This window comes from Peribacillus sp. S4 (assembly GCF_046715815.1).
Classification (GTDB): Bacteria; Bacillota; Bacilli; order Bacillales; family DSM-1321; genus Peribacillus; species Peribacillus frigoritolerans.
This window is the reverse complement of sequence record NZ_CP175708.1, coordinates 3513920-3528200: the sequence shown is the minus strand read 5'-3', so window position 1 is coordinate 3528200 and position 14281 is coordinate 3513920. Positions and strand designations below refer to the sequence as shown.

Sequence of the window (14281 nt, the reverse complement as noted above, 5' to 3'; positions counted from 1 at the left end):
ATTTTCAGTAAAACGATAACGTTTGATGGCTGTTGGGATCAAAAAAAGAACAAAGGTGATTTTGATCGTACACATCCCTTTTATTAATGATTTTCCCGCTAGTTGTGATAAAATGAAAAGGTAATAAATAATCAGCATGATTGTAGGATTCTTGGGAGGATTTATGAAAAAAAAATTATCAGTCGCAATCGATGGACCAGCTGCTGCTGGAAAAAGCACGGTTGCTAAAATTGTTGCAGAAAAGTTCAATTACATATATGTGGATACAGGGGCAATGTATAGGGCCATTACCTATAAGGCCCTTAATCAAAAGATTCTTCTTAATGATGAACAAGCATTATCAGAAGTTCTCATCAATACGGAAATCGAATTAAGACCAAGTGAAAATGGGCAGTTGGTTTTCTTGGATAACGAGGACGTGACAGCCCAAATCAGGAACAATGAAGTGACTGGTTCCGTTTCGGAAGTGGCCAAGCACCGGAGCATCCGGGAGGAATTGGTTCGCAGGCAGCAAATCTTAGGTGAAAATGGCGGTGTCGTCATGGATGGCAGGGACATCGGTACGCATGTGTTACCAAACGCCGAAGTAAAGGTATTTCTAATCGCTTCTGTGGATGAAAGGGCACAGCGGAGGCATCAGGAAAATATATTGAAAGGTTTTCCATCAGATATCGAAAAATTAAGGGAAGAAATCGCAACAAGGGACAAGCTGGACTCCGAACGCGAGGTATCGCCATTGAAAAAGGCAGCGGATGCTATCGAAATCGATACGACCTCATTATCGATTCAGGAAGTTGCAGAAAGTATCATGTCTTTAATAGAAGAGAGGAAAAGATGACATTGGATTTTTACACATTTGCCAAGAACATCGTAAAAGGCGTTTTAACGCCTTCGTTTAGGGTTAAAACACTCGGAAAGGAACATATCCCTAAAGAGGGCGGGGTATTGATCTGTGCCAATCACATTGATAATTTGGATCCGCCCGTAGTTGGCATGACATCTCCAAGAGATATTCATTTCATGGCGAAAGAAGAGTTGTTTCATGCACCTGTTTTAAAGGGTATATTACCAAGAGTAAATGCATTTCCCGTGAAACGTGGCAATAGCGATCGGGAATCCCTTAGGAAAGGCTTAAAGCTTTTGAAGGAGGGCAAGGCGATTGGTCTGTTTCCCGAGGGAACCAGAAGCAAAACTGGTCAATTGGGAGAAGGTTTGGCGGGGGCAGGATTTTTTGCGTTGCGGTCTGATGCCGTTATCATACCGTGTGCAATCATCGGCCCATATAAATTTTTACGTCCATTGAAGGTCGTTTACGGTCCTCCAATAAATTTTACCGAATATCGTGAACAGAAAATATCAGCCGATGAAGCCACCAAGATCATCATGGAGCATATTGGGAAATTGATTTCCGAGCATAAATAGTCCTTCATACTTGACAATTTTCTGATTTTGTTAGAATTTATAAAATAAGGGTATTGTTCCTTATTGCCGATGAAAAGGAATATAACTTTATTACTCTAAAAAAAACTGTTTTTATCTTTATTAGGAAAGTGTTTTTATTGAACCACTTTAAATAAAATATGTGGCCGATGAAGAGGAAATTTGCTGATCAGTCATGGGTTAAGGAGGAGTTAGTAATGACAGAAGATATGAACCAAGTAGAAGTGAACAATTACAAAGTTGGGGATCAAGTTAAAGCAACCGTTTCAAAGGTAGAAGAAAAACAGGTCATTGTCGATGTGGAAAACAGCAAGACTGATGGAATCATACCTATCAGTGAGCTTTCAAGCCTGCATGTCGAAAAGGCGTCAGATGCCGTTTCGGAAGGTGATGCATTGGAGCTGGAAGTCATTAAAGTCGAAGAAGAAGCTCTCATTCTATCAAAACGTAAAATTGACGCTCTTAAAGCATGGGATGACCTGGAATTGAAATTTGAAAATGGAGACGTATTTGAGGCTGAAGTTAAAGATGTCGTCAAAGGCGGGCTTGTCGTAGATCTAGGCGTACGTGGTTTTGTTCCAGCTTCTCTAGTAGAAGACTATTTCGTTGAAGACTTTTCTGATTACAAAAACAAAACTTTAACATTCAAGATCGTTGAACTTGAGAAAGACAAAAATCGCTTAATCCTCTCACATCGGGCAGTGGTCCAGGACCAAAAGGAAAAGCAAAAAGCAAACGTCTTGGATAAGATTGAAAGCGGGCAAGTGCTTGAGGGTGTGGTCCAAAGGATTACCGATTTTGGTGCGTTCGTGGATATTGGTGGCGTAGACGGCCTTGTCCACATTTCCCAGCTTTCCCATCAGCATGTCGACAAGGCATCCGATGTCGTGTCCGAAGGGGATAAGGTGCAGGTGAAAGTGCTATCCATCGATCGTGATAATGAAAGGATTTCACTTTCCATCAAGGATACCCTTCCTGGACCTTGGGCAGGAATTGCAGAAAAAGCTGCCAAAGGCTCTAAACTGGAAGGTATCGTCAAACGCCTTGTTTCTTTTGGTGCATTCGTGGAAATTTTTCCAGGCGTAGAAGGGCTTGTCCATATATCACAAATTTCACACAAGCATATTGCCACACCGCAAGAAGTACTTAAAGAAGGCCAGTCTGTCGAAGTGAAAGTGCTGGAAGTCAATGAAACGGATCAGCGTTTATCATTGAGCATCAAGGAACTTGAAGAACCTCAATCCAATTACAACACATCAGATTATGAGATGCCTGAAGAATCGAAGGGTTTTCAGTTAGGTGAAATGATCGGTGATCAATTGAAAAAACTAAAATAAGATAATAATGGTGATGGCCTTGGAGAGAAAACAACGAAAATTAGATCATATAGAATTTGCGCTTAAGACAGGACAGCAGCATCAAACCGGACTAGAAGATATTTCGTTTATTCACCAAAGCTTACCAGGTATTTCCTTGAATAATGTGAACCTCACAGCAGAAGTTGGCGAACTTGAATTAAGTTCGCCAATTTTTATAAATGCCATGACCGGAGGCGGAGGCCCTGAAACGGAAAAATTGAATGGTGACCTAGCCATTGCTGCAAGGGAAACGGGAATCGCCATGGCGGTAGGATCGCAAATGGCAGCCATCAAGGATCCTAGCCAGCAAGCTTCTTTCAAAGTTGTAAGGAAGGAAAATCCTGATGGTGTGTTGATTGGTAATCTCGGTGGTGAAGCAACAGTTGAACAGGCTAAGCGGGCAAGCGAAATGATCGGGGCCGATGCCCTTCAAATACATATTAACGTCATCCAAGAATTGACGATGCCTGAAGGGGACAGGGATTTTGCGGGTACCCTTTCGAGAATAGAAAAAATCAATGAAACGATCGGAATTCCTGTCATCGTAAAAGAAGTTGGATTTGGGATGAGTATGGAAACGGTACGGCAATTACATTCCGTAGGTGTTTCAATCATTGATGTAGGCGGGTTTGGCGGAACGAATTTTGCTAAAATCGAGAATGAAAGACGAGCAAAAATACTCGGATATTTTAATGAATGGGGCATACCGACAGCCGCTTCGATTGTCGAAGCAGTGAATGTTTCACCACAGCTTTCAGTCATTGGGTCGGGTGGCATTCAAAGCCCTTTGGAAATTACAAAAAGCCTGGCGCTAGGAGCGAAAGGTGTCGGATTGGCTGGACATTTCCTCAAGCTATATAAAGAGTTGGGCTTGGAGCATTTGATTAAAGAAATACATTACATACATGAAGATTTAAAGGTCATCATGACTGCACTCGGATGCGGTAATATCTCAGAGCTAAGAAAATCGAAATTAGTCATCAAAGGAAATACCTATCATTGGTTATCTCAAAGAGGCATTGATTGTTCCGCGTATGCTAAATGAATGACCACAAAAAGGAAGCATCTCATTGGATCGAATGGAGATGCTTCCTTTTTGTTCATGGATAGACTTAACTATTCCTTTTTCGTGCCTCTTCAGGGCTTTCCATTCTTGTTGCCCCTTTATGACCCAGTGATTGGTCCCTGTCGGACTCCACCCGTTTACTTTCTCTTAATTTCTTCTCTTGTCGATCTTTTCCCATGTTCACACCTCCTTTTTAAATGAATGGGGTAAGGTTTCCTCATTTAATGCCGTGCTTAACGTTTATACTTTGAATAAACAACCCATAATGTTCCTAAAAGGGGGGACGCTGCATGGATGGAATTATATTTTATTGGATTTCATGGATAGTTTGGGTCATTGTCATGTATTTTATTCCGAAAACGGTTCCCTTTCGTTTTGATTTTCTTTTTCATCTATTAGCCGTAATGGTATTAGCGGGCTATAAACTGGAGTCTCCGTTGGTTTCCGTGCATTTGAGCGGACCGTATCTTTTCTTTATTCTGTGTGTATATATTAGGAAGAAATCAATCATCAAGATGATGGAACTGATCAGCGGAAGTCTTATTATCACTCTCGCCTATGCGAGTTTTCAACTTTTTTCTTTACTTGATCCGATATGGCTCATAATGAAACCTTCTTATCTATTGTGTATTTTCCTGAATTATCTTATATTATTACTTTTTAAAAATTGGAAACATCGATTGTTCGTCCTTTTAATTGGGATGCTGCTGGGAGATATCATATATTCCGGATTACTTGCTTACCACTCTTTACCTTATGTGGCCCTTGCTTACGCATGGCATGATAATGCCGTGCTGGTATTGGGAGCAAACATACTGTGGAGAATGTTGGAACTGGTTGGCCAATACATTTATACAATTTCCCATTCGAGATTTTTATCAAAACAAGGAAAAGAGAATTTTAATCAATGAGTATGGAGAAAATTAGTATGGGGTATTATCTGTTTTATCAAAAGGCAGAAATATAAATGGAACCAATTGGAATTGGAAGGCTTTTATTCATACAATCATTGTTGATTGGCGAGAAATTTGTTACTATAGGATAGTTAGAGGTCTGTAGATAAATCGTAAAATGCTCTAAACAATTAAAAAGGAAGCCGTATGCCGAAGCTTTCTTCATTTTTTGGGGCTGTTTAGAATCAAGTTTTAGCATGCAGAGGGTTCAGCTTCATGTCACCTAAGGAACCGGGGCGTCAAGTGGACAAACCGCCCGTGAATACCTGATGAGTTTAACTGAACATCAGTGGGGATTATCCTTACTGATGAAAGATTCCTTTAAATGATGATGAATACAACCTTTTCCTTTAAAAGGAAATTATGAAAATCAATAATGCAAAGCAACCGTAATAAATGCATTCATGAATTTCGTGACTTTGACAGAGATATAGTAGCAGAAAGGGTGAATAGCAATGCCAAAACCGGTAATTGCGATAGTCGGTCGTCCGAACGTGGGAAAATCGACAATCTTTAATAGAATAGTTGGAGAACGGGTTTCGATTGTTGAAGACGTTCCAGGAGTGACCCGGGACAGGATTTATAGTTCGGGTGAATGGTTGACACATGATTTCAACATTATTGATACAGGTGGAATTGATATCGGTGACGAGCCGTTCCTAGAACAAATTCGCCAGCAGGCTGAAATTGCCATTGACGAAGCTGATGTGATAATTTTTATGACGAATGGTCGTGAAGGTGTAACGGCTGCTGATGAAGAGGTCGCAAAGATACTCTATAAATCAAGAAAGCCGGTTGTCCTTGCAGTAAATAAAGTCGATAACCCAGAAATGAAAGATCAAATTTATGATTTCTATGCGTTAGGTTTTGGCGATCCATTCCCGATCTCCGGGTCTCATGGACTTGGTCTTGGTGACCTTCTGGATGAAGCGGCTAAACATTTCCCTAAATTTGACGGCCCGGATTATGCTGATGATGTCATTAAATTCAGTTTGATTGGAAGACCGAACGTAGGTAAATCTTCTCTGGTCAATGCATTGTTAGGTGAAGAACGCGTCATTGTCAGTGATATTGAAGGTACGACTCGTGACGCGATTGACTCTCCGTATAAGTATAATGGCAAAGAGTATGTCATTATTGATACAGCAGGGATGCGGAAAAAAGGCAAGGTGTATGAAAGTACGGAAAAATATAGCGTACTTCGTGCATTAAGGGCAATTGAACGTTCAGACGTTGTTCTTGTAGTCCTGAACGCTGAAGAAGGAATTCGTGAGCAGGATAAGAAAATTGCGGGATATGCCCATGAAGCGGGTAGGGCGGTCATCATCGTCGTCAATAAGTGGGATGCCATCGAGAAAGATGAAAAAACGATGAAGGATTTTGAAGAAAAGATCCGTGCTCATTTCCTGTTCTTGGATTATGCGCCAATCATTTATCTTTCTGCCTTAACGAAAAAACGGACACATACCTTAATACCGGTCATTGATCAGGCTAGTGAGAATCATGCTATCCGGGTTCAGACAAATGTATTGAATGAAGTGGTAATGGATGCCGTGGCAATGAATCCGACACCGACTCATAATGGAAACCGTTTGAAAATTTACTATACGACACAGGTAGCCATCAAGCCGCCAACTTTCGTCGTATTCGTTAACGATCCGGAGTTATTGCATTTCTCATATGAGAGATTTTTAGAAAATCGAATTAGGGATGCCTTTGGTTTTGAAGGAACACCAATACGAATTTTTGGACGCCAGAGAAAATAGTAAAGGTGGTTATACCGTGGTAAAAGAAAAAGAAAGTATCGCAGTGATTGGAGCTGGGAGCTGGGGGACTGCTTTAGCGCTTGTAATCGCTGATAACCAGCATGAAGTGAGATTATGGGGACATAATCAGAAACAAATCGATGAAATCAATCAAAATCATACGAATGAAAAATACTTGCCTGGGATTGAATTGCCTTTGGGGATTAAAGGTTATTCTTCCATTAAGGAAGCATTGGCCGGGATTGAAATAATAATCTTGGCTGTTCCGACAAAAGCCTACCGGGAAGTGCTTGGCCAGATTGAAGAGGCTCATGATAAACCGTTGACAATCGTTCATGTGAGTAAGGGAATTGAACCTGATTCCCTGCTTCGTATATCGGAAATGATTGAAGAAGTCTCTTCGTCAGAATGGCTTAAGGATATAGTGGTTCTTTCAGGACCGAGCCATGCGGAAGAAGTCAGTTTACGTCACCCGACAACAGTTGCCGTTTCTTCAAAGAATATGAAAGCTGCCGAAAGGGTTCAGGACATCTTTATCAATAATAATTTCCGTGTATATACGAATCCGGACTTGATTGGTGTTGAAATCGGAGGGGCTTTAAAGAACATCATCGCTTTGGCTGCCGGCATCACGGATGGTTTAGGCTATGGGGATAATGCCAAGGCTGCATTAATGACTCGAGGGTTGGCTGAAATATCCCGTCTAGGGGTGGCCATGGGGGCTAACCCACTAACGTTTTCAGGTTTAGCTGGAATTGGCGACTTGATCGTCACTTGTACAAGCGTTCATTCCCGTAATTGGAGAGCTGGGAATATGCTTGGTAAAGGGCAAAAGCTTGAAGAAGTTTTGGAAAACATGGGTATGGTCGTTGAAGGTGTCAGAACCACTAAAGCAGCCTATCAACTAGCCCAAAAGTACGAAGTGAATATGCCGATCACCGAAGCCCTGTACGATGTTTTATTCAATGGGGAAGAAGTGAAAAAGGCAGTTGACCTTTTGATGAATCGTTCAAAAACGAATGAGATGGAAGAACTTTTTAACATATTGGACAGCAGGCAGCAGGATTAATCTCCAATCTGTTGATTTTCATAAAAGAATTTCATTAAATTAGGCATTTGATGATGCGCCTTGCCGTGTATCAGCATACAATGCAACGAAAGTAAACTAGTAATTTGACCTCGGCACGGGGGATTTAGTCAAATGAGCAGAAGATATCTAAATATCTTCTGCTTTTTTTATTGGCAAAAAATCTTCTGTTTATGAATAATTGAATAGATTATTCGAATTTGCATAAATCATTCTACATATTTCCTTGTTTTTTGTTAAAAATCGACCCTTTTTTTTGGTATGAAAATTGCGAAGTGTAATATGACCAACAATTTATAAGGGAGGCTAGAAAAGTTTGTCTTAACTTTTCTCGCATAAAAGGAAGGGGAATGATACATGCAAACAGGTAATCTGAAAAGGTCATTAAACTTGTGGCATATCGTATTGCTCGGTGTTGGATATATGACGCCGATGGTTGTTTTTGATACATTCGGGATAGTTTCCGAAAAAACCGGGGGGCATGTGCCGACCGCTTATATCATTGCTCTTTTGGCAATGTTGTTTACAGCAGCCAGTTATGGAAAAATGGTTAAAATATATCCGCAGGCAGGTTCATCCTATACGTACACACAAAAAACGATCAGTCCGCATTTAGGCTTCCTCGTCGGGTGGTCTTCGTTACTTGACTATTTATTTTTACCGATGGTGAACGGCATTTTGACAAAAATATACTTAACTGCTCTTTTTCCGGAAGTATACCCGTGGATATGGGTGGTGGCATTTGTCCTTTTAATGACAGTCATTAACTTATTCAATGTTAATTTTGCGGCCAACTTTAATAGCTTCCTTGTTTTTTTTCAAATGTTGGTCATCATCATTTTTGGGGCACTTGTCGTTAAAGGAGTCATGGGTGGAGAAGGGACTGGAGAGGTCTTGTCGGTTCATCCATTCATCGGGCCCCATATGGAAATCTCGTCGCTCATAACTGGTGCTACAATCCTTTGTTTTTCTTTTTTGGGATTTGACGCAGTCACTACTTTATCGGAAGAAACACCGAATCCATCCAAAACGGTCCCCCGGGCCATCTTTTTGACTGCCCTGATCGGAGGGGTTTTATTCGTGACGGCATCATTCTTTACACAGTTATTTTTCCCGGATGTTTCCCGTTTTAGCGATCCTGAAGCAGCTTCTCCGGAAATTGCCCTTTTCGTGGGCGGGAAGTTATTTCAGGCATTCTTTCTTGCAGGAACCTTATGCGGTACGCTTGCCTCCGGTCTTGCATCTCACGCTAGTGTTTCTAGGTTGCTATATGTCATGGGGCGTGACCAAATGATTCCGAAAAAACTATTTGGGTTTGTCCACCCCAAGTACAACACGCCATTTTTTAATGTCATTTTTGTCGGGTCGATATCACTGGTTGCCTTATTCCTTGATTTGGTTACGGCCACTTCCCTCATAAACTTTGGGGCATTAATCGCTTTTACCTTCGTGAATATTTGTGTAATCGTCCATTCGATAAGAAACAAAAGCTTCAGAACGATTAAAGGTTTTCTTTCAACTATTCTGTCCCCGGTTTTAGGCGCGGCTTCGGTCTTCATCCTTTGGCTTAATCTCGAGATGAGTTCCTTGATTTTAGGAATAGTCTGGGCGGTAATTGGGATTGGTTATCTTCTATATCGGACAAAATGGTTTACGGAATCCCCTCCGTTATTCCAATTTGAAAAAGCACAGTGAATTTATTCTACTGTTTCATTACACGAGGGAGGGTGTTATATGCCTGATGAGAAATGAAGAGGTCATTAATGCTATTGCTTGTTGTCTATTCCGTTCATGGCGTTAGCAACATGTATTCAGCGCTTAGGGTAAGAATATGTCGCTTAGTATGGTGCCCGGGAGCTTTCATGGTAATGCTTTTCCCGGCGTACGGTTATGTAATGTTGGCAAAGTCATTCTTTCGGCAGGTTCGGTATAGGTTTATATGTCCATTCATACATACGCCTGTTTTTGCAGGTTAGTCGACACTGGTGGATTAATTATTCATTTCAATTATATTGCTTTTAATAAATTTCCTTCTGTACTGACCTTTCCATAAGCATTGAATTTACTGATTATTGTGACGGATCCCGTGTCATGGTTGGGAAAGTGGGTGTTATTTATCTGGGAAATTATGTAGGGGGATGAATAAGGAATAGCGACGGGGGCAGAAGCATGGAAGCATATATGTTACCCCCCTTGGTTCCTTATAGTGTTGAAAACAGGGTATGAAGCCGTAATGACGGTATGGAGGGAGCTGTCCTATCTGTATAAAAAGCCCTAGCAGAGGACGGCCATCCATGAATTATAACAAACAGGAATAAGCAAAATTCAAACATGATTGGAATGTATAAGATAAGGTGGACGGTCCTTTATAAAATAAGTCTAAGCTGCATATCAGGTTTTTAGGTCAAAAGGGTCCGTTTAAGGACCCTTTTGTCGTGGGATGAGTAAAGGTAAATGCTGGATATGAGTAATGGTGCCTCTTATTTTTTATCTTGCAATTCGGAATTGTGATAAAATATAGGTTAGGTTACAAAAGGAGAGTGAAACTGTGTTATCTATTCCGGATGATAAAATTAGACCATTCATAACTATAACAATTGATCAGCCTACATTTTCAGACCAAAATATTCATGAGATACAGGAACCTTTCTTCTTTCTTATGAAGGAAAATCAAGTGTTTGCGTATATCCGCATGGATGACCTCCCGTTAAATGAAAAAATAACGACAGTCGATCAGCTTTTACAGTATGCTTTTTCGATTGATAATGTCTGTAAATTGCACCCTAACATTTCCTTGCCGCATTTGTTTCAAATTATCGGTGAGCCTATCGTACTGATAAAAACGGATGATGGCCTGCTAACCGGTTATGTAAAAAGGGAAGATGTATTAGCTGAATTATTCAAGCAGGACAGCAAACAAAATTTAGACCTGTTAAATGTTATATTAACCTCCATTCCTATGGGGATATTTGTGGCTGATAAAGAAAAGAATATCGTGAACTTCAATGAATCAGGCTTGAAGATGATAAAAAAACCTTCTGAACAAGTCCTTAATGAACCTGCTGCGAGCATCTTCAATAAGCAGCATATACATAGCGTGTTTGCCAGCGGGAGCAGTATTCTGAATCAGTTGGAGATTACTGATGTCATGAGTGTGCTTGTCGACTATAGCCCGATTCTGAACCATGAAAAAGAAGTCGAAGGCCTGATCATCATTGTTCAGGATTTACCGATGGTTGAGGAAATGGCCATGGAAATAGAATTGATAAAAAGCTCGAATAAAGATTTGAATGCCATTTTAGCGAATATCTATGATGAAATACTTGTAGTCAATCAAAAAGGAGAGCTGCTGCGCTATAGTGACAGCATCATCTCGGGATTCTGGGGGAAGGACTTAAAAGATTATATCGGGAAGAATCTCTTGCAATTAGAGGATGAAGGGATTTTTAATCCTTCGGTAACCCGGTTAGTCCTTGAACAAAAAAAGAAAGTATCGATTGTCCAAGATACGAAAATGAATAAGAAAGTCCTTTCCGTCGGCACCCCTGTGTTCAATGAAAAAGGGGAAATAGATCGAATAGTCATTGCATCAAGGGATATAACTGAAACGACACAATTGAAATCGGAATTAAATGAAATGAGGAAAGAACTGGACTCTTTCAAAAAACAGGATCAATTTTATAAAGAGTTGGTTTTTGCAAGTCCTAAAATGGAGCAGATAATCAGCCAAGTCAAGAAAATCGCCCATTTTTCATCTACTGTATTAATTAATGGGGAGTCGGGAGTAGGTAAAGAAGTGATAGCTGAAGCCATTCATAAAATGGGCAGGCGATCTAAAATGCCTTTCCTGAAGATAAATTGCGGGGCGATTCCGGAAAACCTTCTCGAAAGTGAATTGTTTGGTTATACGAAGGGTTCCTTTACAGGAGCGGATAAAAATGGGAAGGTAGGATACTTTCAGCAGGCCAATAAAGGTGTTTTATTCCTGGATGAAGTTGGTGACATGCCCATACATCTGCAAGTCAAGCTGCTGCGGGTACTCCAGGAACAGGAAGTGATTCCGATTGGCAGCACTACACCCATTTCCATTGATGTTCAAATTGTTGCGGCCACGAATAAGAGTCTGGAAAAAATGGTCGAGATGGGCACGTTCCGGGAAGATTTATTCTATCGGTTGAACGTCATACCCATACATGTGCCCCCATTAAGGGAAAGGCCGGAGGATATACCGCCGCTAGCCTTTCATTTCCTGCAAAAACTGAATGAAAGGTATCAGCGGAATTATCACTTTTCCCCTGATGCATTAAATATACTGGAAGTCTATACTTGGCCGGGAAACATTCGTGAGTTGCAGAACATGATTGAAAGGTTGGTTGTTTCTGCAGATGAAGAGATGATCGATGCTGACTTCATTCAAAGGTTCATACCTGTGGGCAGTGACTTTAAACAAACGAAACCCATCATTACGAGAATCCTTCCGCTGCAGGAAGCGCAGGATCATGTGGAAGAACAATTGATCATGCTTGCCATGAAACAGTATAAAACCACGACCAAAGCGGCTAAAGCGCTCGGGATAAGTCAATCGTCAGTGAGCAGGAAGTATCAAAAAGTATTAGCTGAACAACAAAGTAAGAAAATCGAAAATGATGCATTTTGATCAAAAGCCGTTGCCGAGTGATGAAAATCACTTGTCAACGGCTTTTATTTTTATGAAGGCATTTTCGAAGCTTTTCAATGATTTCCCAAACTTGATTATGCAAAGTGAAATAACGATATGCATATTTGCATAGTTTTAGAGTGGTTTTTTTAAAAAAATGCGATTTATTGGTTAATTAACTTGGCATGCTTCTTGCTTGATTAGTAAGTATAAGAAAAAAGGGAGGTAAGCATCAAAGTTTCATAAAACAAGCAAACTTAATTAACCCATCAACTAAAGCTATAAAAAAAGGAGATTATAAAATGTCAATTAACGTAGAAAGTAAAAACACTCAAGCTAACCAATCAGCAACTCAAGATTATATTAAAAAAGTTCTTCAATTAATCGAGCAGAAAGAAATTTCAAAAGAAGATGCACAGTGGGTAACAAGAGAAACGGTCGAGAATTTCCGTAACCATGTAAACCCTGGGTTTTTGGAATACCGGAAGACGGTCACTAAAGACACACAGTTCGCTTCGGTGGAGTGGTCTGATCAAGATTCCTGTTTTACGGATGTAAATGGAAAAAAATATATTGATTGTTTAGGTGGCTTTGGTATTTATAATGTTGGCCATCGTAACCCTAAAGTAGTAAAGGCAGTAACCGATCAATTGCAAAGACAAGCCCTTCATAGCCAGGACTTACTTGATCCATTACGTGCAATGCTTGCCAAGATCCTTGCCGAAATCACACCGGGAGATCTAAAATACTCATTCTTTACGAACAGCGGTACCGAGAGCGTGGAAGCTGCACTTAAGTTGGCTAAAATGTACAGTGACAAATACACGATCATTTCCACGACAAAATCATTTCATGGGAAAAGCCTTGGTTCCCTATCGGCAACGGCAAAGGGCATGTTCAGAAAACCGTTCATCCCGTTGGTTCCAGGTGTGCGCCATGTACCGTTCGGTGATGTGGATATGATGAGAAAAACGTTTGAAAGTTGTGCATTGGTCGGTGAAGATGTTGCTGCTGTACTGTTAGAGCCTATTCAAGGTGAAGGAGGGGTCATTCTGCCTCCGCAGGATTATTTAAAGCAGGTTCGGGCATTATGTGACGAATATGATGCGTTATTGATCTTGGATGAAGTGCAAACAGGAATGGGACGGACAGGTAAAATGTTCGCTTCTGAGCTATATGATGTTGTTCCGGACATTATTTGTTTAGCGAAAGCATTTGGTGGCGGTGTAATGCCTGCAGGCGCTGTTGTAGCCAATGAGAAAGTATTTAAAAGCTGGTTCGACAATCCATTCATGCATACTACGACATTTGGTGGAAATCCATTAGCTTGTGCTGCGGCCATCGCTACGATCGACGTACTTTTAGAAGAAAACTTACCGCAGCGTGCTGCGGAAGTTGGAGAATACTTCTTAAATGGGTTAAGGGAAGTGGCTGCTGAGCACAAAGATAAGGTGCTGGAAATCCGTGGCCAAGGATTAATGATCGGTATTGAGTTCCATAAAGATGAAGTGGGTTATGAATTCTCAAAAGCCCTTTTTGATAAAGGCATTTTGGTGGCAGGTACGCTTATTAATTCCAAAACAATCAGGATCGAGCCATCATTGACTATTAAGCTGGATGAAGTCGATACAGTAATTAAAGCGTTTAAAGAAGTCTTGCCAACTCTTCAATCTTAATTAAAAAAAGCAGAAAAACAGCCTTTGGCTGATTCAGACTGTAGATAAAAAGGTTTCGGAATGGTATCATTCCGAAACCTTTTTGAATTTGTAGCAGTTTTAGATAATGATGAACTCTCCAAGGTCATTATTTCCACCATTTCTCCCCTTCGTCAAGTCCAGGTGGCCATCTTCTTTACATGAATGGGAACCTCCATTCTACTAATCTGCAAGAGGTGTTCTAAGTAAACATTTCAAGCTGATCAAAGGTATCCTCACCACCTCGAGTATTCACCCTT

General features: G+C 40.7%; 11 protein-coding genes. 10 read left to right on the top strand and 1 reads right to left on the bottom strand.

The features are described 5' to 3' along the window. The first annotated feature begins 163 nt into the window (after positions 1 to 163). The 4 genes from cmk (at position 164) to fni (ending at position 3843) form a co-directional block, all read left to right on the top strand. Positions 164 to 838: a (d)CMP kinase gene (gene cmk / locus ACJ9PY_RS16665; RefSeq protein ID WP_057276282.1), complete on the top strand. Its 675-nt coding sequence runs from the start codon at positions 164 to 166 to the stop codon at positions 836 to 838. Next, positions 835 to 1422 carry a lysophospholipid acyltransferase family protein gene (locus tag ACJ9PY_RS16660; RefSeq protein ID WP_170946979.1) on the top strand — a complete coding sequence of 196 codons (588 nt, stop codon included), beginning with the start codon at positions 835 to 837 and terminating at the stop codon, positions 1420 to 1422. The genes cmk and ACJ9PY_RS16660 overlap by 4 nt, the downstream gene beginning before the upstream one ends. Before the next feature lie 215 nt (positions 1423 to 1637). Further along, on the top strand, positions 1638 to 2777 hold the full coding sequence (rpsA, locus tag ACJ9PY_RS16655) for a 30S ribosomal protein S1 (RefSeq protein ID WP_034308045.1): 1140 nt from the start codon (positions 1638 to 1640) through the stop codon (positions 2775 to 2777). 19 nt (positions 2778 to 2796) lie between these two features. Continuing rightward, a complete protein-coding gene (fni, locus tag ACJ9PY_RS16650) occupies positions 2797 to 3843 on the top strand; it encodes a type 2 isopentenyl-diphosphate Delta-isomerase (protein ID WP_057276316.1) in 1047 nt (348 codons plus the stop codon). Positions 3844 to 3910: 67 nt separating this feature from the next. On the opposite strand, the gene ACJ9PY_RS16645 is transcribed toward fni, so the two are convergent. After that, the gene (locus ACJ9PY_RS16645) at positions 3911 to 4042 is read right to left on the bottom strand and encodes a YpzI family protein (protein ID WP_065311210.1); all 132 of its coding nucleotides are present in this window, start codon (positions 4040 to 4042) and stop codon (positions 3911 to 3913) included. 112 nt (positions 4043 to 4154) lie between these two features. Here ACJ9PY_RS16645 and ACJ9PY_RS16640 point away from each other — a divergent pair, with 112 nt between their 5' ends. The 6 genes from ACJ9PY_RS16640 (at position 4155) to ACJ9PY_RS16615 (ending at position 14003) form a co-directional block, all read left to right on the top strand. Further along, entirely contained in the window at positions 4155 to 4775 is a 621-nt protein-coding gene (locus tag ACJ9PY_RS16640; protein ID WP_063575741.1) for a hypothetical protein, read from the top strand. A 497-nt stretch (positions 4776 to 5272) separates the two neighbouring features. Then, the gene (gene der / locus ACJ9PY_RS16635; RefSeq protein ID WP_034308039.1) at positions 5273 to 6583 is read left to right on the top strand and encodes a ribosome biogenesis GTPase Der; all 1311 of its coding nucleotides are present in this window, start codon (positions 5273 to 5275) and stop codon (positions 6581 to 6583) included. Between the two features lie 16 nt (positions 6584 to 6599). Next, positions 6600 to 7652, top strand: coding sequence for an NAD(P)H-dependent glycerol-3-phosphate dehydrogenase (locus tag ACJ9PY_RS16630; protein ID WP_034308035.1), 1053 nt, complete (start codon positions 6600 to 6602; stop codon positions 7650 to 7652). 375 nt (positions 7653 to 8027) lie between these two features. Further along, positions 8028 to 9365: an APC family permease gene (locus tag ACJ9PY_RS16625; RefSeq protein WP_063575742.1), complete on the top strand. Its 1338-nt coding sequence runs from the start codon at positions 8028 to 8030 to the stop codon at positions 9363 to 9365. An 853-nt stretch (positions 9366 to 10218) separates the two neighbouring features. Then, the gene (locus tag ACJ9PY_RS16620) at positions 10219 to 12327 is read left to right on the top strand and encodes a sigma 54-interacting transcriptional regulator (RefSeq protein WP_057276285.1); all 2109 of its coding nucleotides are present in this window, start codon (positions 10219 to 10221) and stop codon (positions 12325 to 12327) included. Between the two features lie 302 nt (positions 12328 to 12629). Next, positions 12630 to 14003 carry a putrescine aminotransferase gene (locus tag ACJ9PY_RS16615; RefSeq protein ID WP_048681701.1) on the top strand — a complete coding sequence of 458 codons (1374 nt, stop codon included), beginning with the start codon at positions 12630 to 12632 and terminating at the stop codon, positions 14001 to 14003. The last annotated feature ends 278 nt before the right edge of the window (positions 14004 to 14281 follow it).